This is a genomic window from Clostridium kluyveri, assembly GCF_001902295.1.
In the GTDB taxonomy this organism is placed as follows: Bacteria; Bacillota; Clostridia; order Clostridiales; family Clostridiaceae; genus Clostridium_B; species Clostridium_B kluyveri_B.
Map to the genome: position 1 here is coordinate 1,444,644 of NZ_CP018335.1, position 21,962 is coordinate 1,466,605.

The 21,962-nt window shown below is 30.1% G+C and carries 24 protein-coding genes, 1 pseudogene and 2 riboswitches; of the genes and pseudogenes, 24 read left to right on the forward strand and 1 reads right to left on the reverse strand.

Going from position 1 to position 21,962, the window contains the following annotated elements:
• The first annotated feature begins 159 nt into the window (after positions 1–159).
• The 17 genes and pseudogenes from BS101_RS07065 to dut all read left to right on the forward strand — a co-directional run bounded on the left by BS101_RS07065 (position 160) and on the right by dut (position 17,086).
• On the forward strand, positions 160–1,557 hold the full coding sequence (locus BS101_RS07065) for an MFS transporter (protein WP_198039573.1): 1,398 nt from the start codon (positions 160–162) through the stop codon (positions 1,555–1,557).
• A gap of 78 nt (positions 1,558–1,635) precedes the next feature.
• The gene (locus BS101_RS07070) at positions 1,636–2,802 is read left to right on the forward strand and encodes an MGDG synthase family glycosyltransferase (protein ID WP_073538184.1); all 1,167 of its coding nucleotides are present in this window, start codon (positions 1,636–1,638) and stop codon (positions 2,800–2,802) included.
• Positions 2,803–2,869: 67 nt separating this feature from the next.
• Positions 2,870–3,100 carry a hypothetical protein gene (locus BS101_RS07075; RefSeq protein ID WP_073538185.1) on the forward strand — a complete coding sequence of 77 codons (231 nt, stop codon included), beginning with the start codon at positions 2,870–2,872 and terminating at the stop codon, positions 3,098–3,100.
• A 364-nt stretch (positions 3,101–3,464) separates the two neighbouring features.
• Positions 3,465–3,902 carry a MarR family winged helix-turn-helix transcriptional regulator gene (locus tag BS101_RS07080; protein WP_073538186.1) on the forward strand — a complete coding sequence of 146 codons (438 nt, stop codon included), beginning with the start codon at positions 3,465–3,467 and terminating at the stop codon, positions 3,900–3,902.
• An 82-nt stretch (positions 3,903–3,984) separates the two neighbouring features.
• Positions 3,985–5,103: an alpha/beta hydrolase family protein gene (locus BS101_RS07085; protein WP_073538187.1), complete on the forward strand. Its 1,119-nt coding sequence runs from the start codon at positions 3,985–3,987 to the stop codon at positions 5,101–5,103.
• A 239-nt stretch (positions 5,104–5,342) separates the two neighbouring features.
• Positions 5,343–5,900: a Uma2 family endonuclease gene (locus tag BS101_RS07090; RefSeq protein ID WP_073538188.1), complete on the forward strand. Its 558-nt coding sequence runs from the start codon at positions 5,343–5,345 to the stop codon at positions 5,898–5,900.
• A 177-nt stretch (positions 5,901–6,077) separates the two neighbouring features.
• The gene (locus BS101_RS07095; protein WP_073538189.1) at positions 6,078–6,677 is read left to right on the forward strand and encodes a hypothetical protein; all 600 of its coding nucleotides are present in this window, start codon (positions 6,078–6,080) and stop codon (positions 6,675–6,677) included.
• Between the two features lie 159 nt (positions 6,678–6,836).
• A pseudogene (locus BS101_RS07105) lies at positions 6,837–8,906 on the forward strand (thioredoxin domain-containing protein).
• A 483-nt stretch (positions 8,907–9,389) separates the two neighbouring features.
• Positions 9,390–9,791 (forward strand): hypothetical protein, encoded by a 402-nt coding sequence (locus BS101_RS07110; RefSeq protein ID WP_416232343.1) that lies wholly within the window; start codon positions 9,390–9,392, stop codon positions 9,789–9,791.
• 252 nt (positions 9,792–10,043) lie between these two features.
• Positions 10,044–10,155: riboswitch (SAM riboswitch) on the reverse strand.
• A 369-nt stretch (positions 10,156–10,524) separates the two neighbouring features.
• Positions 10,525–10,641, forward strand: a riboswitch (SAM riboswitch).
• A gap of 130 nt (positions 10,642–10,771) precedes the next feature.
• The gene (locus tag BS101_RS07115; RefSeq protein ID WP_073538193.1) at positions 10,772–10,972 is read left to right on the forward strand and encodes a hypothetical protein; all 201 of its coding nucleotides are present in this window, start codon (positions 10,772–10,774) and stop codon (positions 10,970–10,972) included.
• Positions 10,973–11,306: 334 nt separating this feature from the next.
• On the forward strand, positions 11,307–11,897 hold the full coding sequence (locus tag BS101_RS07120; RefSeq protein WP_073538194.1) for an HMA2 domain-containing protein: 591 nt from the start codon (positions 11,307–11,309) through the stop codon (positions 11,895–11,897).
• 12 nt (positions 11,898–11,909) lie between these two features.
• Positions 11,910–12,290: an HMA2 domain-containing protein gene (locus tag BS101_RS07125; RefSeq protein WP_073538195.1), complete on the forward strand. Its 381-nt coding sequence runs from the start codon at positions 11,910–11,912 to the stop codon at positions 12,288–12,290.
• A 27-nt stretch (positions 12,291–12,317) separates the two neighbouring features.
• Positions 12,318–14,528 (forward strand): heavy metal translocating P-type ATPase, encoded by a 2,211-nt coding sequence (locus BS101_RS07130; RefSeq protein WP_073538196.1) that lies wholly within the window; start codon positions 12,318–12,320, stop codon positions 14,526–14,528.
• Positions 14,529–15,362 carry a hypothetical protein gene (locus tag BS101_RS07135; protein ID WP_073538197.1) on the forward strand — a complete coding sequence of 278 codons (834 nt, stop codon included), beginning with the start codon at positions 14,529–14,531 and terminating at the stop codon, positions 15,360–15,362.
• 32 nt (positions 15,363–15,394) lie between these two features.
• Complete coding sequence (locus tag BS101_RS07140) at positions 15,395–15,682, forward strand: hypothetical protein (protein ID WP_073538198.1); 288 nt, start codon at positions 15,395–15,397, stop codon at positions 15,680–15,682.
• Positions 15,683–15,936: 254 nt separating this feature from the next.
• Positions 15,937–16,623, forward strand: coding sequence for an MgtC/SapB family protein (locus BS101_RS07145; protein ID WP_073538199.1), 687 nt, complete (start codon positions 15,937–15,939; stop codon positions 16,621–16,623).
• 31 nt (positions 16,624–16,654) lie between these two features.
• Entirely contained in the window at positions 16,655–17,086 is a 432-nt protein-coding gene (gene dut / locus BS101_RS07150; protein WP_073538200.1) for a dUTP diphosphatase, read from the forward strand.
• Between the two features lie 74 nt (positions 17,087–17,160).
• On the opposite strand, the gene BS101_RS07155 is transcribed toward dut, so the two are convergent.
• A complete protein-coding gene (locus BS101_RS07155) occupies positions 17,161–17,895 on the reverse strand; it encodes an MBL fold metallo-hydrolase (RefSeq protein ID WP_073538201.1) in 735 nt (244 codons plus the stop codon).
• A 103-nt stretch (positions 17,896–17,998) separates the two neighbouring features.
• Here BS101_RS07155 and BS101_RS07160 point away from each other — a divergent pair, with 103 nt between their 5' ends.
• From BS101_RS07160 to fliE, 7 genes are all read left to right on the forward strand, one after another.
• Positions 17,999–18,364 (forward strand): VOC family protein, encoded by a 366-nt coding sequence (locus BS101_RS07160; RefSeq protein ID WP_073538202.1) that lies wholly within the window; start codon positions 17,999–18,001, stop codon positions 18,362–18,364.
• 85 nt (positions 18,365–18,449) lie between these two features.
• Positions 18,450–18,782, forward strand: coding sequence for a single-stranded DNA-binding protein (locus tag BS101_RS07165; RefSeq protein ID WP_073538203.1), 333 nt, complete (start codon positions 18,450–18,452; stop codon positions 18,780–18,782).
• Between the two features lie 456 nt (positions 18,783–19,238).
• On the forward strand, positions 19,239–19,574 hold the full coding sequence (locus tag BS101_RS07170) for a hypothetical protein (protein ID WP_073538204.1): 336 nt from the start codon (positions 19,239–19,241) through the stop codon (positions 19,572–19,574).
• A 49-nt stretch (positions 19,575–19,623) separates the two neighbouring features.
• Positions 19,624–20,466 (forward strand): flagellin, encoded by an 843-nt coding sequence (locus tag BS101_RS07175; RefSeq protein ID WP_073538205.1) that lies wholly within the window; start codon positions 19,624–19,626, stop codon positions 20,464–20,466.
• 319 nt (positions 20,467–20,785) lie between these two features.
• On the forward strand, positions 20,786–21,187 hold the full coding sequence (gene flgB, locus BS101_RS07180; protein WP_073538206.1) for a flagellar basal body rod protein FlgB: 402 nt from the start codon (positions 20,786–20,788) through the stop codon (positions 21,185–21,187).
• Between the two features lie 12 nt (positions 21,188–21,199).
• Positions 21,200–21,631, forward strand: coding sequence for a flagellar basal body rod protein FlgC (gene flgC / locus BS101_RS07185; RefSeq protein WP_073538207.1), 432 nt, complete (start codon positions 21,200–21,202; stop codon positions 21,629–21,631).
• 12 nt (positions 21,632–21,643) lie between these two features.
• Positions 21,644–21,952 carry a flagellar hook-basal body complex protein FliE gene (fliE, locus tag BS101_RS07190; protein ID WP_073538208.1) on the forward strand — a complete coding sequence of 103 codons (309 nt, stop codon included), beginning with the start codon at positions 21,644–21,646 and terminating at the stop codon, positions 21,950–21,952.
• Positions 21,953–21,962 lie beyond the last annotated feature (10 nt).

A 21,962-nucleotide genomic window follows, 5' to 3' on the forward strand; every position in this document is an offset into this window, starting at 1 on the left:
TAATTGTAGTAACAATAAATTAACTATATGATAAATTAATTGAAAACGGAATTTAACATATGTACTTTAAACTTAAAGGGGTATTATAAATATATATGTTAACTAAAGTTAAAGTGAAATCAAATAAACAAAGACTATAATTATGGAGTTATGAACGTTATGAATAATAGCAATATAAGGATAATTTACACTATATTTGTTTTTGTGATATTAGCGGCTTTTGATAACATTATTATAGGGCTGTTTCCACCACTTTTTTCCTCTATAGCAGTAGATTTGAATGTACCTTTATCTGCCTTGGGCATTGTTTCGGCTATTAATATATTAGTAACTTCCATTTCATCAATTTACTGGGGCTATCTGTCTGGTAAATTTAATCGGAAGAAACTTGTTATCACAGGAACTATTTTTTGGTCGGTATCAGTATTTTTAACATCCCACAGCAGTACTTATGTTCAGCTTCTTATTTTTCAGATATTTACTGGAATAGGATTGGGGTGCATAGCGTCAATTGGATTCAGTGTGTTAACTGATTATATTCCATATAAATTTAGAGGAATGCTTTTAAGCCTTTGGGGAATGTCACAAGGCTTTGGCGGAATAGCAGGATCACTAATGGCTTCACTTATTGCTGCCGCCACAAATTGGAGAAGACCCTTTGAAATTGTCAGTATAATAGGGCTTTTATTAATTGTTTTATATTTTTTTATAAAAGAACCTGAATTAGGGGAATCAGAACCTGAATTAAAAGAGCTCATTAAAAAAGGGTATGAATATAATTACAACATTGAGCTTAATCATTTATATGAAATAGCCTCCAAGAGCAGTAATGTTTTACTGTTTTTTCAGGGATTTTTTATGAACATTACAACTGGAAGTTTAATATGGCTTCCAACATTATATATTTCCAAAATTCAACATGAACATTACAGTATAAAAACAGCAACTATTGCTGCAGGATATATCTTCGCCTTGTTTCAAATAGGTGGTTTGACTTCGGGATTTTTTGGATACCTTGGAGATGTATTTCAAAGAAAAAATTATAAAGGAAGAGCTATTATAACTTCACTATTTGTTTTTATTACAATACCTTTTTATTTAGCAATGTTTATATTACCAATGAATAACTTATCATTGCCACATGACAACAATCCTGCTTTAATTTTTTTTAGTTTATTGAAGCAAATAGCTGTAAATCCTTGGATGACCTCAATGTTTGTATTGTCTCTTTTGGCTTCAGCAGCTCAATCTGCCAATACACCAAATTGGCTTGCACTTATAACGGATGTAAATCTTCCTGAACATAGGGGAACGGCCTTTAGTGTAGCTAATTTGGCTGGGAGTTTAGGAAGAACTTTGGGCAATGTAGGTGTTGGTTTTTTACTTGCTATTGTTTCTTTATATAAAGGTGAACCTTATAACTATGTAATTACGTTAATAATATTTCAGCTATTTCTTATTCCTTCAGCTTTATGCTATATAAAGATGGCTAAGAGTAATGATAGGGATATTAGAAAAATTAAATCGATTCTTTTTAAAAGATCAAAGTTAAATTGATTAAAATAAATAAACTAAATTTTATGTAATGTTTATTAGATTTATTATATAGATCTAACTAATGGAAAGGATGATATTATGACTAAAAATATACTTGTTATTTCTGCTGAGTTTACAGGACATGGACATAAAAGTATAACTGAGTCTTTATATGAAAAATTCAAAGATCATAGTGATGTTAAAATTTATATTATAGATGGATTTTCATTAGGAGGAAAACTTCTGAAAAGCATAGGTAAATCCTATGGTCCAATTACTAGAAATGTTAAAGAATTGTGGAGACTAATATGGAATTTATCGTCAATTAAACCATCATTGGTTAATAGGTTAATTGAGTCAGAAATAAAATATAATTTTATACAGGTATTAGAAAAAATAAAACCTGATTTAATTCTATCTGTGCATCCCAATTTTAATGGTTCTATTATAAATATATTAGAAGAATATAAAATAAAAATACCAGTGATTACTTTAATTGCAGATTTAGTAAGTATATATCCATTATGGGCAGATAAAAGAGCTGATTATATTATAAGTCCAACCCAGGAGGCAAAAGATAAGTGTGTTGAATTTGGTGTTTCAGAAGAAAAAGTACAAGTATTGGGATTTCCAGTTCGTTCAAGGTTTTATGAGCATACAGCAAGTTCCAAGGAAAGTAATTACTATGATATTGATAAACCTCTAAAATGTTTAATAATGAGTGGCGGTGAAGGTGTAGGAAATATGAGGAGAATAGCAGAAAATCTTCTTGATAATTTTAATTGTACTGTAAAAGTTATTGCAGGGCGTAATAAAAAATTAAGAAAAAAATTAGAAAAATCATTAACAGCAAAATATGGCCATGCTGTTCAAATATATGGATTTATGGAAAATATACAAGATTTAATGCTAGATTCTGATATTGCATTCACAAGGGGAAGCCCTAATGTTATGATGGAAGCCATAGCATGTAATGTGCCTTTAGTAATAACAGATGCTTTGCCTGGACAAGAAGCAGGAAACCCCAAATTTGCTGAGAAATATAATATTGGAGTAGTGTGCAAAGATATTAAAAACATACAAAATACTATAAGTAACTTACTTGCAAATAATGCACAGAAACTAAATCAAATCAAAAAATCTCAAAAAAGGTATAGTGACCCTTATGTTCCAAATAATATTGTGAATTTTATTTTAAATATAGATTGCCTAAATAGTGAAGTTGCAATACCGGGCATAAGTTTGGGATTTATAAAAATCCGTTAGCAATTACAGCTAAGATAAAGCTTAAAACTAGCTTGACTGATGTTACTTTTGCTGTAACTGATGGGGAGTGTCAGAGCTTAGATGGAATATCTGGGATACAGGTAGAAACCTTGAAGAAGGTTTATTTGCCGAAGATGTTATTAGGAATATAGTTCAAAAATATGATGGTGATGAATTTATAAATTCTTATAATAATTATGTTCAGGATGTCAATAAAACTTCTACAAAATCAATTTTTTCAATCAGAAGGAAGAGTAGGAAATTAATTTTATCCCTACTCTTTTTTTATTTTAATTAAGTTCTCAGGGAGTTAAAGCAGTTTTACTGGGTACACAAGTGTTGGCATTCCTGTTACTATAACCGACAAATAGATATTATTTGAATATCGTAAAGCAAGTTTTTGGATAATATAGCAGTTGTGATCATGGATAAAATTAGCGATGGCAAAGTATAAAATATAGTTTTTTTTCACAGCTGTAATAAGAACAAAATTAACTAAAAGTATTGAGCCTAAGGTAGAGATTTAAAAAAATAGAATCAGTAAAAACACTAAGAACGATGTGATATGATTGATTAATTTTAAGTGTATAAGAAAGTATATTGACAAATTAAGTTGGTAGAGCTATTATAGTTATAACAACTTATTTTAAGTAGGTGATAGTTTGGAAACACAATATGATTATACCAAATTAGTTGGGTATTTAATAATTAAAGGTGAGGTGTGCATTAAGAGAAAAATTCTTAGCTTGTTTCTAGAAAAGGGGTACCCTATTACCTTTGAGCAATGGACAGTACTAAATGTATTATATATGGAACCTGGTTCAATTCAAAGCGAAATTGCTGTAAAAACGTACAAAGATAAAACTAATGTAACTAGAATACTGGATGTACTTTCGAAAAATGGGTATGTAGTAAGAGAAAAACATGAAAATGATAGGAGAAGCTCATGTATTTACCTTACGGATGCAGGAAGGAAAATGTTTGAAGACCTTATACCCTATATTAAGTTAATTAATGAGCAATTTAGGAAAGATATATCTGATGAAGACTTAGGAATTTTTCTAAATGTATTAGAGAAGATATGTAAAAATGCCGAATAGGCATTTAAATTTTCTATAATAGTTGTTATAACTATAGTATGTATAACTACAAGGAGTTCAGTATATTTCAAGGAGGCGTTTTATGGTAAAGTTAACCTTAAAGGAAAAGTTCGCATTCCATCTTATTTTTAGCGAAAAGAAAACTTATTACAGGTGGTATGGAAGATTTTTATCTTTTGGAGTAGAGTATGAAAGAATAAAAAGAGTAGTAAGTAGAATTTCTAGTTGGTTACAATGGTGCAATGAATGGACTAAAGAAGGGAATCATTTATATAATATGGCAGAAGAGGCTTTACAAAATGGATATGCAACAAAAGCAAGAAAATTGTTTCATGAGGCAGTAGGCTGTTATCATATAGGTCAGCATATATTTTTCATTGATAGTACCCAAAAAGAAAGTACACAAGAGAAAGCCAGAAAAAGCTATAAAAAAGCAATCAGTTTATATGATGAAAAAGAAAAACCAATACGAATAGATATACCCTTTAATGGTGTTAAAATCCCAGGATACTTAAGACTTTCTGATAGCAACAATAAACCACTTATAATTTTTGTAAATGGCATGGATAATATTAAGGAAGCAGAAGGGCATTTCCAAGGGACATTGTTTAAACAACAGGGGTTTAATCACTTTACTTTTGATGGACCCGGTCAAGGAGAGATGTGGCAGAGGATGAAATTTGATGCAAAGGAATATCATAAGGCAGTGTCGGCTATTATTGATTGGTTTGAAGAACAAAAAATATATGAGATTGACTTAGCTAAAATTGCACTAGTGGGCTTTAGTCTTGGAGGGTATTTAGCACCAATATGTGCAGCATATGATTCAAGAGTAAAAGCGGTAGTTGGAAATAGCGGACTTGTTTATATAGGTGGATTAAAGGGGTTAAAAGCTCTAAACCCAATTTGGCAGAGAGGAGTTACTTATATGACTGGGTGTGAGAACTTAGAAGAGGTAAGAGATAAGTTCGACTGGGATATTGAAGAACAACCCAATTTAAAAGTACCTTTACTTTTCTACCATGCCGGGAAAGATGAGGTGATGCCGTCACCAAAAGTTCATGCAGAAAAAATGATGAGATGGGCAAAAGGTGAAAAAACTCTTAAGTATTATGAGAACGGTGAACATTGTACTCAGAATTATTTAGATGAAGTATTTCCTGAGATTATAGATTGGTTTAAGATAAAACTTGAAGGATAACATAATACCAGATGATTTAAAACAAGGGATACAAAAATTAGATGTTCCAACATTAGAAATTATAAAATTATAAAAATATAAGATTTATGACAATAAGATAAGAAAGGGAGATAAAAAAAGAGGAAGTTTCTACATCAAAAATACTCTTAATCATAGTTAAATAGTGATATAATAAAATTGTAATTAATATGCAGTCGTAAAATTAGGCGAATAAATCGTATATTTTATGGAGGTGCAATATGAGAAATTATATAGGAGATGTATTTTATACAGAAGATGAGTTTGAAGATATTCAGGCCAATTTTAATGGGAAAGCTGAATATGATAATGGAGCCATTTATTTAAGTTCTAACACTTCTCAAAAGCATAATATTATATTAAATAATATAAATGCATACTTAACATTATATTTTAGGGAAAAAAATTGTAGGGCATATACTGAACAAATAGAGGTTATCTTTAAAAGTGAAAATGATATAAAAAAATATAAGCCAGACATATTTGTTATGTGTGGTAATGCTGAAAAAAAAGGTGAAAGTTTCTTAACATCACCAAAAATAATTTTTGAGATTCTCTCAAAATCTACTTCTAAATTAGATAAGGGAGCAAAATATTATACTTATGAAAAATACGGAGTATTGGAATATAACCTTGTAGACCAGAATGGGTTTATCATTCAACACACCTTGATAGATGGATTATATGAAATAACCAATACTTTCAAAAAGGGAGATAAGTACATTAGTTCAATATTTACAGATTTGATTATTGATATTGATTTAATTTTTAGTGAATAATTAATAAAGGCATTAAGAAACGAATGATTCATATAATCTTATCATGGATGAGAAAGTTTAATTATTATCGTTGTAATATCCCCTTTCGAAATTCCAAAACTACTTGGATAATATAATTATTCTAAAGAGATATGTAAGTGTAAAAAAGTATGAAGAAAATTATTTAGGAGGTATAGAATGAAACGAATATCATTTAAGCGACCAACTAATTATTATGATGAGAGAATCAAGCAAGTAGATGAGAAAATTTGTCAATTAATAAAACAACGTAAGGAAATTTCAAATAATAATCCAGGTTATCCTCCTCTTGAATACATAGCTAACTGGGCAGAAAAATATGATTTATACGACGACCTATTAAGATTGATATTTGCTTCACTATGGAATGATAAAATATACAGACCTTTAATTGAGCCAGAAGGATTTTATAGGAATTTACCAGTATTAAAGTCGCTTGAAATAGATAATAGGCTCTTTTCTGTAGTTTCTATCCGTCAGTATTCTAACTCCAGTATTGTGAATTTCAATATAGATTGGAATGACACAAGTGATTTATCAGAGTATCAGTCACAGCATACTCATTTTGAATTATCTATAAGTGAAAAATATAATTGCCGAATGATGAATGGAACAGGTGGAGATGGGCATTTTCACTATGACTTTATTGTATCACCGCCATTACCAGACAATATTTCTGGGGTTGAATTAGTTTTTAAAGAATATACTCTTCCATTTACAGATATACCTATAGGTCACGATGTTATAATACAACTGTAATAAATAATTTGAGTTGGTTTATATTAGATTTAAGTGTTGTATATTTAGGGATATATTCTAAATAGTTAAGTGGGTACTGCTGCTGTTAAATAAAAAGTAGTACCTTTTTATTTTTGGGGTATACTAAGGATTATTATAGTATGGAAAGGAAGTGATAAAATGACTAACTTAATGACTGGAATACCCAATAGACTGGCTAAAGAAAAATCGCCATATCTTCTTCAACATGCTTATAACCCTGTTGATTGGTATCCTTGGGGAGAGGAAGCCTTTTCTAGAGCAAAAGCAGAAGATAAGCCGATATTCCTATCTATTGGGTATTCCTGAAATTAGTGGTTATAGTAGTCTTGTTGCCATTGGTGTCATGTTATGGCCAAAGAAAGTTTTGAAGATAGTGAAGTTGCTGAAATATTAAATAAATATTTTGTATCTGTAAAAGTAGATAGAGAGGAAAGGCCTGATATTGACAGTATTTATATGAGAGTTTGCCAATCTATTACTGGCAGTGGAGGATGGCCACTTACAATTATTATGACTCCTGAACAAAAACCTTTTTTGGCAGGAACGTATTTTCCTAAGGATAATATGGGAGAAGCTTTAGGACTGATAGCTATCCTAGAATATATACAAAAGGCGTGGAAAGATAACAAAGATCAGCTTCTTAAAGAAGGAGATAGTGTGCTGGACATAATAAATACCTTAAATAAAAACTCATCAGGAGAATTATCACAGGATATTCTAAAAAAAGCTTTCTTGGAATTTAAACAGAATTTTGATACTTTATATGGAGGCTTTGGAGGCTACCCTAAATTTCCTTCAGCTCATAATTTACTTTTCCTTTTAAGATATTTTTATAAAACTAAAGATGCTTTTGCACTGAAAATGGTAGAAAAAACTTTGGAGTCTATGTATAGAGGAGGTATGTATGATCATATAGGATATGGGTTCAGCAGATATTCTGTAGATAGAAAATGGCTTATACCTCATTTTGAGAAAATGTTATATGATAATGCACTTATTGCTATGGCTTATTTAGAAACTTTTCAGGTTACGGGAAATAAAAAATATGCCAAAGTAGCAGAGGAAATATTTGAATATGTTTTAAGGGATATGACCTCTAAAGAGGGTGGATTTTATTCTGCAGAAGATGCTGATTCAGAAGGAGAAGAAGGGAAATTTTATATGTGGTCTCAGGAAGAAATAAAAGATATACTGGGACAGGAACAGGGAAGTAAATTTTGTTATTATTTCAATATAACATCACAGGGTAATTTTAGAGGGAAAAATATACCCAATTTAATAGGGAATTCCATATTAGAGGAAGATGCACAATTTATAAAAAATTGCAGAGAAAAATTATTTAAGTATAGAGAAAAAAGAGTGCATCCACATAAAGATGACAAGATTTTAACTTCATGGAATGGTTTGATGATTGCAGCTATGGCATTGGCAGGAAGAGTGTTAAATAATAGCAAATATACTTTGGCGGCAAAAAAGTCTGTAGATTTTATTTATAAAAATTTAATTAGAAAGGATGGCCGATTATTAGCCAGATATCGTGAAGGGGATTCATCTTTTTTGGGTTATGCAGATGATTATGCATTTTTGATATGGGGATTAATAGAACTATATGAGACAACTTATAATCCAGAATATCTAAAAAATGCATTGGAACTGAATCAGAACTTTTTAGAAATTTTCTGGGATAGTGAAAATGGAGGTTTTTTTCTTTATGGAAAGGATAGTGAGAAACTAATAATAAGACCTAAGGAAATATATGATGGACCGACTCCTTGTGGAAATTCTGCAGCTGCATTAAATTTACTTCGGTTGTCTTATTTAGCCACAAGTTATGAATTTGAAGATAAAGTAAAACAGTTGTTTGAAAATTTTGCAGATGAAATAGAATCATCGCCAATATCATGTTCCTTTTCATTAGTGGCATTATTATTTTTTAAATATCCTGTTAAACAAATTATCATATCTGCAGGAGAAAATATTAATGAAGCAAGAAAAGTGTTGGATATGATAAATAAAAAGTATAATCCCTTTACCGTTTCAGTTTTGTATTCTCATTTAAATAAAGAATTGAAAAATATATGTCCATCTATAGAGGAATATATAGCTATTAGGGGTAAGGTTACTGTGTACGTTTGTGAAAATTTTACGTGTAAAGAACCTATAACAAATATGGATTTATTGAAGGAGATACTATCAAGGGATTCTTAGATTCAGGTGGGGGTTTACTCATATAGCAGCATTTAGATAAAAATTTTTAAAATTTTATACTTTATATTTTTATTTTAGTAAATAATAAATATGAAAATGGTAAAAAATGAAAGCATTATGATTGACATTAGTATAAAATTTAGGTATAATAAACCTATGTATAAAGGCATTGTGTTTGTGGAGGTATAGATGTTTGATAAATAAAAAATGTATCCATAATAAAGTAGTGGTGTTTATATATTAATAAATATATAGATGTTGCTGTGTTTTTGTTTTCATGCGAGAAGGCAGGCTGCTGACTGGATAAACCAGAGGCTTAAGAATAAAAGATAGAATTATATGTATAATTTTATATTGACTAGATAAACTAGAAATATATTAAAAAAATTTATTATTAAGTCGAAGGAGGATTTTAAAATGGAAAAAATGATGGGAACAAAAATGAATATGATGATGGGAAAGGGTATGATGATGAACAATAATATGATGGGAATGGATATGTCGATGCCTATGACACAAATGAATACAATGATGATTCCACGTGTAACTATGAAGATGGAAAAATGCGAAAATGGTATGAAAGTCATGTGTATGACAAAGGATGAAACTGCAGCTGCTATGATGCAGAATCTTTGCTCTATGTTAAGTGGTGGAATGGCTAGTATGTCTATGATGATGAACGGAATGAAAATGATGGAATGCAACATGATGATGGGAATGTGTAAATTTGAAATGAGCATGGACGGCATGATGATGTCATGGACTAGTGGAGATGACATGATGTGTAAAATGATACAAAAGTGTTGCGATTGTATGATGAATATGATGGAATGCGGATGCACTGCTGTAATGTGTATGAATAATACTCCAGTTTGCTGCTGTTAATAAAAACATAAAATAAATAATTTTTTAAGTAATCAAAATTAATGATTTAATTTAAAGAAATTGTGGCGATTTCTTTATAAAATACTTATCAATAGCAAAGTACTTGTACATTCAAGTACTTTGTATTTTTTATAAGGTATCAACAGCAAACTTTGCATTTTAAACAATGTAATTTATGAAAAATAAAAAAATCTACTTCAAATAAGGAAAAGAAAGTAGATTTAATATCTTAAAAATTAATATTCTATTCTATCCTTATCTGTCAGGATTCATCTCCTGCAGGAATTGACACCAATACATTCTAATGAAAAATGCTGGTTGTCGGGTTTCATCGGGCCAGTCCCTCTACCTCTCTCGATAAGTTATTTAATTATAATATTATTATAATCTAAATTATATTAGTAGTCAATACATTTTTTCAATTTAACTTTGTTTTTGATATTACAGAAGATATTTTCTTACTAAAGACTATCTGGCCATTTGAAAATAGCTTCTTTATAAATTGTGTTAGAAATTATAAAAGTTTAATTTTAATTATGAATAATATAATTTTAGATGAATTGGAATTGAATTTCAACAATATAGAGAAGGAAATTTTTGAGTAGGAAAGATATTGATGTCAAGGGAAATTTTGTGCAATATAAATTAACTGTTGACATATTAAATCATATGATGTTATAATAAGTGAAATTTATAAGTATAAAATTAAGTTTTGAAAAATTAATACGTTATACTCTTATCAAGAGCGGTGGAGGGACTGGCCCTTTGAAACCCGACAACCGGCATTAAATTTTAAATGTATCGGTGTCAATTCCTGCAGAGTTGTTTATAATATTCTGAAAGATAAGAAAAATAGTGTTTTATAAAATAACCTGGTAAAAAGCTATTTTCCTTATAAGGAAAATAGCTTTTTAGTTAATATAATAATTTTGAGTATAATCTGTATTTGATTTTAAAAAAAGCATTTAGGAGGAATATTCATGGATATAGAGAGTAGATTTTTAAGTATTATTAATAATAATTTTAAAGAGGATAATAAAGATGCTTTTGCTATTTGCCCTAAAATATTTTATAGTGGTTTAAGTGAAAGCGAGGTTTGTTCTATGCAGCAGATTTATAATTTAGCATATAATAAGGCGGTAGAAAAGATTGAGAATAAGTATAGAGGTTTTTATATATAGGATATAGAATTAAATTTAAAAGGTAAAAATAGAAATATAAATAAAAAGAAGTTTTTTAAACTTCTTTTTATTTATGTAATAATTTAGATTTTCAATGTGATTGGAAGAACTAAAAATATTAGTAGTATAAGTATGTTGAAATATGTGATATAAACAAATATAGTTTGACATTATGGTGAATTTTGCATTATAATATAAAAAAATAGATGATAATGATAATCGTTATTGTACTGAAATATAGTTTATATTAAAATAAATATTACATTATGATCAGTAATAATTGTTAAATATTATGTACTTAAATAATTATTATTTTAAAAAGGGGTGGGATGGTATGATAATGAATAATACTTTTTTTAGGTATATTACCTATAGTTTAGCGTTTTTTGTGGTTGATGGAATTATAAATAAAAATGGAAACAAAAATTTAAATAATAAAAATACTCATATTAATGTACCGAGTTTTAAGGGGATTGTGGAGGTTAAACATTATCTGCCAGGAAGAATCAGATTGTATGTACCTGTATTAAAAGATGATCTAGCGGCGAGAGAGGTTCTTATAAACCAACTGAGTAAAATTGAATTTATTGAATTAAAGGATATAAACATTTTTATAGGTACTATGCTTTTAAGTTTTGATATACAAAAAATAAAGCCTATGCTTGTAGTAGGTATTATCGTAAAACTCCTTGGGCTTGAGGAAAGCATAAATAATAGTGAGGAAAGTCTAGTTAAAAAAGAAATAAATAATTTAAAAAGCAGCCTTAATTTAGCTGTATATAATAAGACTAATGGAATATTAGATTTTAACTCTATTATTACATTAGGACTGCTTGCATCTGGTATAAATTCATGTGTAAAAAATCAGGGAGTACGTCCTAGCGGGATAAGTTATTTATGGTGGGCTTACTCTACCATTAAATAAAGGAGGAGTTTTATGGAAAATTTAAAAAAACATATTTTTAAATATTTTGCCAAAGTAAAGCTTGTTCACAGCATGCCGGGCAGATTGAGATTGAAATTGGTGAATGTTTCAAATATACCTGAAGAATATAGTTATTATATAAAATATTTAAAAGATGCTCTATGCATTCTTCCAGGTATAGATAAGGTTAAATTTAACCATGTAATAGGAACTATACTTATAGAGTATAGTGTGGACAAGGCTCATGAGGAAAAAATATTAAAATGGATAGATACCATAATAAAAGTAGGATCAGATAATTTTCAACTTATTAAAGATTATGGTGAAAATGATTTAGAGTATGTGGTAGATACATTAGAACAACAGCTTAAAGATGTTGTTCATAAAATTTGATGTTGCTTTTGGTTGGGAGGAGTTTAAATGGCATTAAATAAAAATATACCTCTATTTAAATGCAGTGTAATACATACTATGCCTGGTAGGGTACGAGTTGGGTGTAGAGCTTTTCAATATTTAAGTAAGCTCAATAGTAAGATAGAAAAAAATCTTACAAGTATGAGAGCTATAAAAAGTGCAAAGATTAATAATATAACTAAAAATATACTTATATTCTATGACAAAAGGTTAACGTCACAGGATGAGATATTGATTTTATTGAAGGAGGTTGTTTCTAAATATTCAATTACCGTATATAAAAATGAAAGGGAGGATATAGGTAGAAGAACATCACAAGTAAAAGAAGTGAGAGAAGAATCTACTGAAGACATTCTAAAGAGAGTAGCTGTAAATGCTGGAACTTTGAGTTATTCTTTAATTACAAAACAAAATTGGAGTCTTATATCAGGTACATCTATATTTAGTAAATTTACTACTATCCCTGCACTTATAAGTATAGGATTAATAGCTCCCCTTTTCAAGACTGGAATAGGGTCTTTTAGATATTCTTTAAAGCCTAATGCAGATACTTTAACTATAATTTCAATTATTTCAAGTTTGCTTTTGGGAAAAGATGTTTCAGCTCTTACAATAATAATGCTGTCAGATGTAGCGGAGCTTTTGACTGCATACACAATGGAAAAGACCAGAGATTCTATAAAGAATATGATTGATTTAAATGAAGAATATGTGTGGAAACAATTAGAGGATAAAACAGTTAAGAGGGTTTTAGTAAAGAGTATAAAAGAAAAGGATATTGTGGCAATACATACAGGGGAAAAGGTATGTGTAGATGGCAAAGTTCTGTCAGGAGTGGCAGTTGTGGATGAGGCATCTATAACTGGGGAATTTGAACCAAGTGTAAAAAGGACAGGCAGTTATGTATTTGCAGGAAGTATAGTGAAAAATGGTAATGTGACTGTTACCACTGAAAAAGCCGGGGATAATACAGTGGTTTCTAGAATAATACATCTTGTAGAGGAAGCTGCATCTAAAAAAGCTCCTATACAGGATTATGCAGATAAATTTGCAAGTTACTTGGTGCCGTTTAATTTTGCTTTTGCAATTCTTACATATTTTGCAACAAAAAGTGCATTTAAAGCACTGAATATGCTTATTATAGATTATTCCTGTGGAATTAAATTGTCTACGGCTACAGCTTTTTCAGCAGCTATTAATACAGCAGTGAAAAACGGAGTACTTATAAAAGGTGGAAATTATATTGAATCTCTTGCAAAGGCAGATACGTTAATATTTGATAAAACTGGAACGTTAACGGAAGGAAGACCTCAGATAGTTAGTATAATCTCATCAGATAAAACTATAAAAGAAGAGGATATAATAAAAATAGCTGTGACAGCAGAGGAAACCTCCAGTCATCCTATGGCGAAGGCTGTAATCAGGAAGTCAGGACAACTGGATATTGGAATTTCAAAGCATGGAGATATTGTCACCTATGTTGGAAGGGGAAATGAAACCACTTTAGAAGGGAAAATAGTAAAGGTGGGAAATAAAGCTTTCATGGAAGAGAGTAATATAGATACATCCCAGTTAGAAAGTGAAGAGGAAATGCTTATATCAAGGGGAGAAAGCATAATATATGTATCTTTTGACGGCAAGTTAATTGGCCTTATTGGAATACAGGATAAAATGAGAGATAATATGAGAAAAACAATAAATAATTTAAGGCATAAGGGTATAGATGAGATAATACTTCTTACAGGAGATCTAAAGGAACAGGCTGAGATAGTAGTAGATAAAATGGGGATAGACAGTTATGAAGCTGAGCTTTTGCCGGAAAATAAGGTACAAGCTGTATTGAAAGTTCAATCTCAGGGTTCCAAAACTGTAATGGTAGGAGATGGCATAAATGATGCACCTGCTCTTGCCTATGCCAATGTAGGAGTGGCTCTTGGAGGAAGCAGTACAGATGCGGCTTTAGAAGCATCTGATATCAGCATTCAAGGAAATGATCCCATGATGCTGACTTCTGTAATAGACCTATCAAATAAAACTATGAATATAGTAAGGCAAAATTTTGGACTTGTAATAGGTATAAATAGTTTGGGGCTTGTATTAAGTGCAGCAGGGGTGCTGCCTGTATTTTGGGGAGCTGTGCTTCATAATTCAAGTACCATACTTGTAGTGTCTAATTCATTAAGATTGCTTTTTCATAATATGGAGAGGGGGATATAAATGGAACAACCTAAAATAATAATTTTATTCAGAACGAATAATAGATTAAGACTCAAATTATCTCATCCGTTGAGAAATATAAGACAAGCTATCTGCGCAATGGAAGAAAGAGAAGGGGTAAAAAAAGTAGAATATAATCCTGTCACCAAGTCTGTACTTGTACATTTTAACTTATTTAAAATAGAATTGGAAGAAGTAATTTTAAGAATGCTAGTTATTTATTCTAAACAATATGATATGGTTCCAATTAAATTAGTAAGTAATACACCTACAAGGAATATACCTTCTCTTGCTATGTATTCTGTGGGATTTATTATAGCAGCATCAGCTATGAAATTTTTGGGGTTAAATTCAAATAAGAATGTAAGTGATTTATTAAATTGGGCTGCACTTGGGACTACTGCAGGAGCTATAGTGGAACATGGCTACAATGAAATAAATGAAAAGGGTGCTTTTGACCCTGAGGTAGTTTCTATTATGTATCTTTTGAACTCTATAAACAAGAAAAACTTTATAACTGCATCTGCTCTTACATGGATAACCACTTTTGGAAGACATATTTTAGATCTTCGCTATGATGAATTATCTATAAAAGTTAAAGAAGTGAAAGATATATGTACAAATGAAAGTTATTTTGAGATATCGCTTTATCATGGAGATGATCTTTATAAAAAGATGAATTTTGTAAGGGCTTTTCTAACAAATTTCATAGATAGACAGAATTTTTCCTATGGGGGAAATATACTTATAAATAGACATGGAATGGTTATGGGAAGAAATGGGTATGATAGCTTTAATAAAAAGTGCAGTCAAATTATAATGAATAATTTTTAAATTAAAAATAACTTTAAGGAGGAATATAATTTATGTTACAATCAATTAATAGTGATCACATTAAAGGAGCATTGGTAGGGGTAGGAGTATGTGCAGTAGGGTATTATGTGTACAGGAGAAATCAAAGACAGGTAGATTCTTTTTTAAAAGAAAAAGGAATAGATGTATGCAGGAATACATCTAAAGATTATAGAACCATGTCTTTAGAAGAACTTATGGAAACTAAAGAACTGATAGAAGATATAATAGCAGAAAGAGGATCAGCTGATGAAGTAGAAGATGATAAAGATTCAAGCAGTGCTGTTGAAACAGAACAATAATTGAGCTTTGGATATAAAGTGGTTCCCCCTGGAATTTTATGGGGAACTGCTTTTATTTTTTAAAATTTTAATTTGAAAATTGGTGACGGGAATTAAGAGGGTAAGATTGATTACTTTAGATACAATCTGTGATATACTATAGTTTAAATAATTTCTATTAATAAGTATAATACTCCTATTAAATTAATCAATATTTATTGGGAATTAGAATAATATATAATCTAAATATTAAAACTAAATGGGGGTGCATGAAAATGACTTTAATGGATTTTTTGCTTAGGGTGATCACAGCTCTTATTTTAGGTGGAATTATTGGAATTGAGAGACAATATAGGCATAGGATGGCGGGGATTCATACAAACGCATTGGTATGTGTAGGCTCTTGTCTATTTGTATTTTCTTCTTTTTTAATAGACACAGGAGATAAAACACGTATTGCAGCTCAAGTAGTCACTGGTGTAGGATTTTTAGGCGGCGGCGTGATAATGAGAGATGGATTTAATATAAAAGGATTGAATACTGCAGCTACACTATGGTGTACAGCTGCAATTGGAGTATTGGTAAGTGTAGGGGATCTTACCTATGCCTTTATAGGTGCACTGGTTGTGGCAATTCTTAATAGTTTGTCTGCACCTATTTCCAAAAGAATATATAAAGTAAAATCACAACAAGGAGATGAAGAAGAGTATTTATATACCATAAGTATAAAGTGTGATGAAAATGAAGAATTCCACATAAGAACTTTTTTAATGCATATGTTGGCAGAAGAAAAAATAGTTCTTAGAAATTTGGAAAGTGATAATACGGAAACTCCAGGGGTTGTTTTTGTCACATCTAAAATTATGAGTATGGGGAAAAATGATATGAGTATAGAAAAGATAGTAAGTAAAATAAGTTTAAGTTCGGGAGTTTTAGCAATTGGATGGGAAGTAAGCCAATAATATTTATTGGATTTTGAGAGGAGATTTGTTTATGGAACTATTAGTAAAGAGAATTAATAAGGAAGCTATTTTGCCATTTTATGCACATGAAGGAGATGCAGGACTTGACTTATTTTCTGTAGAAGAAGTTTTAATAAAACCTATGGAAAGAAAATTAATAGCTACAGGTATAAAAATTCAGCTGCCTCCAAATACAGAGGGACAGGTGAGACCAAGGAGTGGACTTGCATTGGCACATGGCATTACTCTATTAAATTCACCGGGAACCATAGATGAAGGATATAGAGGGGAAATAAAAGTTCTTATGATAAATTTAGGACAGGAAAATTTTTTAATAAAAAAGGGTATGAAAATTGCCCAGATGGTTATAAAACCTATAGAACAAGTATTAATAAAAGAAGTAGTAGAATTAAAGGATACAGAAAGAGGAGAAGGGGGATTTGGCTCTACAGGAACCATGTAACAGGCTATTTTATAATTAAGAATTAAGAGTGATCAAAATGGTATGCTTCACTCTTAATTTAAATCTTTACAATATTAGAATTGGAATAGCTGGCCCCTGTGAGTTATTATTAGAGATTCAGAAGGAAGATTTTTGGTAAGAGCTGCAAAATCCTTTGTTATTCCATATTTATTCCAAAAATGCATTGGTATAAAAAATTTAGGTTTGACTTGGTCTATGAAATATTCTCCTCCTAAAGAATAATATTCTTCCAGTCTTGGATCCACTGGAAAAAATGCGAAATCTACAGTTTCATGTTTCAATTTATGTATTTCTCTTTCAAAATTTTCTTTGGCAGAGACCTGTTCTTCTTTTGGTTCATCCTTCCAGTACCATAAATTCAAGTCTCCGGCGTGAAATATATTAATTCCATCCACTGTAATAAAAAAGGATACTCCTATATCTGTAGAACCATATGTTTTTATATATATATCATTTAAATTTAGTTCCTTATAAGGAGAGAATTTATAGTAATTTTTTTTAAAATTCTCAATGTGTATATCACTACTAAATATATATCTTATAGAAGAATTTAATTCCTGCCATTTTAATATTCTTGGATTGAAATGATCAGGATGACTGTGGGAACAGAACACTAGTATGTTTTTTTTATCTTTTAGAATATCTTCTGAAATGAATCCTTTTTCTAAGGTTTGATCCAAAGGGTTAAAAGAATCCTTGTAATAGTCGAATATTAAAAAGTGGTTTGAAGTTTCTACTGCAAAACCACTGTGATATAAATAATAAATTTTAATATTATAATTTTTCATGAATTTTCACCTTCCTGTGATTTGAATTGTTATCATTATATCATAATAATAATATGATATTGTGATATAATGGTAAATAAGAATATAAAGGAGAGTGATAATTATGAGATTTGTATTTGATCATAATAACATAAATGTATTAAATCTAGAAAAAAGTATAAAATTTTATGAAGATGCACTTGGATTTAAAGAAATAAAAAGGATAGAAGCAGAGGATGGCAGTTTTATATTGGTATTTATGGGAGATGAAACAGGAAAATATAAAATAGAACTTACATGGCTGAGAGACAGGGTGGAACCTTATAACCTTGGAGATAATGAAATTCATATGGCTGTAAGAACAGATGATTTAAAATCTGCATATGATTACCATAGCAAAATGGGATGTATATGTTATGAAAATAAACAAATGGGACTTTATTTTGTAAAAGATCCAGATGGATATTGGACAGAGATTTTAAGCCTTTAGAAGAATCACTTCATTAAAGTAGTCTACTGAATAAATTGATTTAAAAGGGATATAATTATAAAAAATTGATTTGGAGGTTAAAATATTGAATAATGTTAATCTTATAGGTAGGCTTACTAAAGATGCACAAGTAGTTGAAATGAAGTCTGGCAATAGAAGTGTCATAAATTTTATTTTAGCAGTGAACAAGGATTTTATAAATGACAAAGGGGAAAGGGAGGCAGACTTTATCCCCATTTCTTACTGGAGCAATCATGGTGAAAAGTTATGTTTATATTTAAAAAAAGGTAAGCTTATAGGAGTAAATGGCAGAATATGTATTAAAAGTTCTGTTAAAGAAGAAATAAAAAAATATTTTACCACTGTTGAGGCACATAAAATTGAATTTTTAGAACATAACAAAGAAGTTTTAGCATAATTTTAAAGAATATTATTTAAAGTAGAATAATTAAGGCAAACTTTGGGGGTGGCCTTAATTTTTTATACTTCAATATGAATGCAGAGTGTGATTCATAATGTAGTTATAGACATTATCTTTATCTAATTTTATCCAATGCGGTAAATTAGCTAATACTTCCTTTTCAAAGTAGGAGATAAGCAGGTCTAAATGCTTGGATAAGTTCTTTCCCTAAAGGATAACGTATTCTAAGTGCTAAAGACACTAGGGATACTGTTAATAAGGTTCAAATAGAGAAAAGTATTTTTCTATAGTAAACTCCACCTGAATCTAAGAATCACTTGATCCTTCATTGACAGAAGTGTAACTACATTGATAAAATGTAATTATATATGTAATTAGTGAGTTTAATTTTTAAATTGAGCATAGGCCCTATTAAATTGCTAAAATTAAGCTGGGGAGGGTGAGGTTGATTTTATGGAGAAAAAAAGGATACTTATAAGTAAGGATTGTGTAGATAAAATAATTTTGGGATTGAAAAGTATAAAGGTAAGCACCACAAATAAAGTAATAGTAGAAAATATAGAAAAATTATTGAATTTATTGAAAAAAGAGTTAGATGAAGAAAGCATTCCTTTAAAGGATAGAATACTTGAGAAAATGAAAGAAACAAAAGGGATAGACCCGGATATGAATGCCAACTTGTATATATTGTATCGTAACTTAGATAATGAACATATCACTGAACAGCAAGCTCAGGAGTTATTTGACACCTATGTAAAAATGGAATCCTATAATAAAAAAATTTATTAATGTAGATTTTTAATATATATACGATATATTATATAAAGGAGGGAGCTTTGTGAGGTTAAATTACAATATGCCAGCTTTAACTATGAATTTCATTCAAAAGCAGGCCTTAAATAGACAGAGTGGAAATTTACTAAAAATATCTAGCGGATATAAAGTAATTACTGCCAAGGACAATCCTGGTGCATTAGTAAAAAGTGAGAATATAAGAATGCAGATAGGAGGTCTTCAATCTGCTACTAGAAATGTTCAAGATGGCGTAAGTATGCTTCAAAGTGCAGAAGGTGGGCTGCAAGAAATTACAAACATGATTCAGAGAGTAAGACAGCTTACTGTACAGGCTGGTGGAGTAACTAATGAAAATGACAAGAAAATAATACAAAATGAAATAGATGAAACTTTGAATGGAATAAATTCTATGGCCAATAATACAGAATTTAATGGACTAAAATTATTGGGAAAGAACAAAAATTTAACCATGCCCGTAGGAGGAAATTCCGGAGAAAGCGTTATCATACCACAGATAGACTTAACTGATGGCAGTGAAAGTGTTATTTCGGAGTTATATAAAATTAAAACGGCCCAGGGAAAAGATATATTAGGAGATGACAATAGTGATGCATTAGAGGCTATAGATAGTTCTTTAAATACTGTGCTCTCTTTAAGGAGTCAATATGGTGCACTGGAAAACAGATTTCAAGCTACTTACGATAATATGCAGGCTTTAACTGACAGTATGACTTCTGCCGACAGCAGTATACGAGATTGTGATATAGCAGAGGAAATGATGAATTATTCTAAGGAAAGCATAATTATACAATCATCTACGGCTATGATTGTACAAGCAAATAAATTGCCTCAGGATGTTTTGGAGGTATTGAGAAATATTAAATAATACTTAAATTTAGCGTAAATATATAAAGGATACTTATTTAAAAAGTAAGTATCCTTTATATATTTATATTAAATGATTATGATATGGACTTATTTTTAATTCATAATATGTCATTATATTTTAAAATAATTTATTATATGTTTTTAATTGTCACAAATTATTTTTTTTTTTGTATATTTAAGGTAGATTGTAGTATACAATTATGTTAAAATAAAGTATATTAGGTATAAAGTTTTAATTGAAAATAAAATAAGATTAAAATTTTGATGTTTATGCATAGGATAATACCTTATATTTCCATGGAAAGGAGAAGTTTATAGTGTATATAGGAAATGTGTCAAATGATGAAGTGGTAAATGTCTTATTAAAAAAAGGATTAGATGCTGCGTCAGAAAGAAGCAAAGCTATATCCGATAATCTGGCAAATGTAAATACTGCGGGATATAAGAGAAAATATGTCACTTTTGAGGAATCTTTGAAAGATAGTGTATATAATTTGGAGCTTAAAACAGATGATGAAAAACATATTAAAATAGGAAGTAATTATGGACAAATAGAAACAAAAACGGACAGCAGCAATAGTATGACAGAAGATGGGAATAATGTGGATATGGATACTGAAATAGTAAATCAGGCAGCTAATACTCTTATGTACAGTGCACTTGTAAATCAAATGAATAGCAGATTATCTATGGAACGTTATGTAATAAGTGGGAAATAGGGAGGGAAATTTATGATTCAGGCTTTTAACACTTTAAGAATAAGTGCCAGTGGCCTTTCGGCAGAAAGGCTTAGAATGGATACTATAGCTTCTAATATGGCTAATGTGGAAACTACTAAAGGAGCTGATGGAAATCCCTATAGGAGAAAGATAGCGGTATTTCAAGAAAATTTGCAGAAACAATTAAATAAAGCTGGAAGATATGAAAATGTATCGCAAGGAGTAAAGGCTGTGGGCATAGTTGAAGATAATTCTGAATTTAAAAGGGTATATGATCCAACTAATGCAGATGCAGATGCAGATGGATATGTGTCTATGCCAAATGTAAATGTATTGAATGAAATGGCAGATATGATGGTAGCAGTTAGATCTTATGAAGCCAATTTAAGTGCCATTTCTGCAGAGAAGAGCATGTTTTCAAAAGCTCTAGATATAGGAAAGTAGGGAAATATATAAATGAAAATAAATGAGTATGTACCTGATAGTAGTATATTTGATTTTGATAAGATAAGTGGAAGTAATAATGGGGAAGATAAAAATTACATATCTGATTTTGCTTCTGTGCTAAAAAATGAATTAGATGAAGTAAATAACAAACAAATAGAGGCCAATAATAGTACAGAAGAATTTATACAAGGGGATAGAGTGGATATACATAATGTTATGCTGGATACTGAGGAAGCAAAGATGTCATTAGAACTTGCAGTGCAAATTAGAAATAAATTTGTGGAGGCATATCAGGAGTTGAATAGAACGCAGATTTAGAAGGAGTGCT

Bases quoted from the DNA above. Each gene is read 5' to 3' on its own strand.
- BS101_RS07110 (WP_416232343.1), top strand. From the start codon at position 9,390: ATGATGGGAATGGATATGTCGATGCCTATGACACAAATGAATACAATG.
- BS101_RS07160 (WP_073538202.1), top strand. From the start codon at position 17,999: ATGAGATTTGTATTTGATCATAATAACATAAATGTATTAAATCTAGAA.
- BS101_RS07090 (WP_073538188.1), top strand. From the start codon at position 5,343: ATGAGAAATTATATAGGAGATGTATTTTATACAGAAGATGAGTTTGAA.
- BS101_RS07115 (WP_073538193.1), top strand. From the start codon at position 10,772: ATGGATATAGAGAGTAGATTTTTAAGTATTATTAATAATAATTTTAAA.
- BS101_RS07085 (WP_073538187.1), top strand. From the start codon at position 3,985: ATGGTAAAGTTAACCTTAAAGGAAAAGTTCGCATTCCATCTTATTTTT.
- BS101_RS07130 (WP_073538196.1), top strand. From the start codon at position 12,318: ATGGCATTAAATAAAAATATACCTCTATTTAAATGCAGTGTAATACAT.
- BS101_RS07095 (WP_073538189.1), top strand. From the start codon at position 6,078: ATGAAACGAATATCATTTAAGCGACCAACTAATTATTATGATGAGAGA.
- fliE (WP_073538208.1), top strand. From the start codon at position 21,644: ATGAAAATAAATGAGTATGTACCTGATAGTAGTATATTTGATTTTGAT.
- BS101_RS07140 (WP_073538198.1), top strand. From the start codon at position 15,395: ATGTTACAATCAATTAATAGTGATCACATTAAAGGAGCATTGGTAGGG.
- BS101_RS07125 (WP_073538195.1), top strand. From the start codon at position 11,910: ATGGAAAATTTAAAAAAACATATTTTTAAATATTTTGCCAAAGTAAAG.
- BS101_RS07145 (WP_073538199.1), top strand. From the start codon at position 15,937: ATGACTTTAATGGATTTTTTGCTTAGGGTGATCACAGCTCTTATTTTA.
- BS101_RS07170 (WP_073538204.1), top strand. From the start codon at position 19,239: ATGGAGAAAAAAAGGATACTTATAAGTAAGGATTGTGTAGATAAAATA.
- flgC (WP_073538207.1), top strand. From the start codon at position 21,200: ATGATTCAGGCTTTTAACACTTTAAGAATAAGTGCCAGTGGCCTTTCG.
- BS101_RS07135 (WP_073538197.1), top strand. From the start codon at position 14,529: ATGGAACAACCTAAAATAATAATTTTATTCAGAACGAATAATAGATTA.
- BS101_RS07070 (WP_073538184.1), top strand. From the start codon at position 1,636: ATGACTAAAAATATACTTGTTATTTCTGCTGAGTTTACAGGACATGGA.
- BS101_RS07155 (WP_073538201.1), bottom strand. From the start codon at position 17,895: ATGAAAAATTATAATATTAAAATTTATTATTTATATCACAGTGGTTTT.
- BS101_RS07065 (WP_198039573.1), top strand. From the start codon at position 160: ATGAATAATAGCAATATAAGGATAATTTACACTATATTTGTTTTTGTG.
- dut (WP_073538200.1), top strand. From the start codon at position 16,655: ATGGAACTATTAGTAAAGAGAATTAATAAGGAAGCTATTTTGCCATTT.
- BS101_RS07120 (WP_073538194.1), top strand. From the start codon at position 11,307: ATGATAATGAATAATACTTTTTTTAGGTATATTACCTATAGTTTAGCG.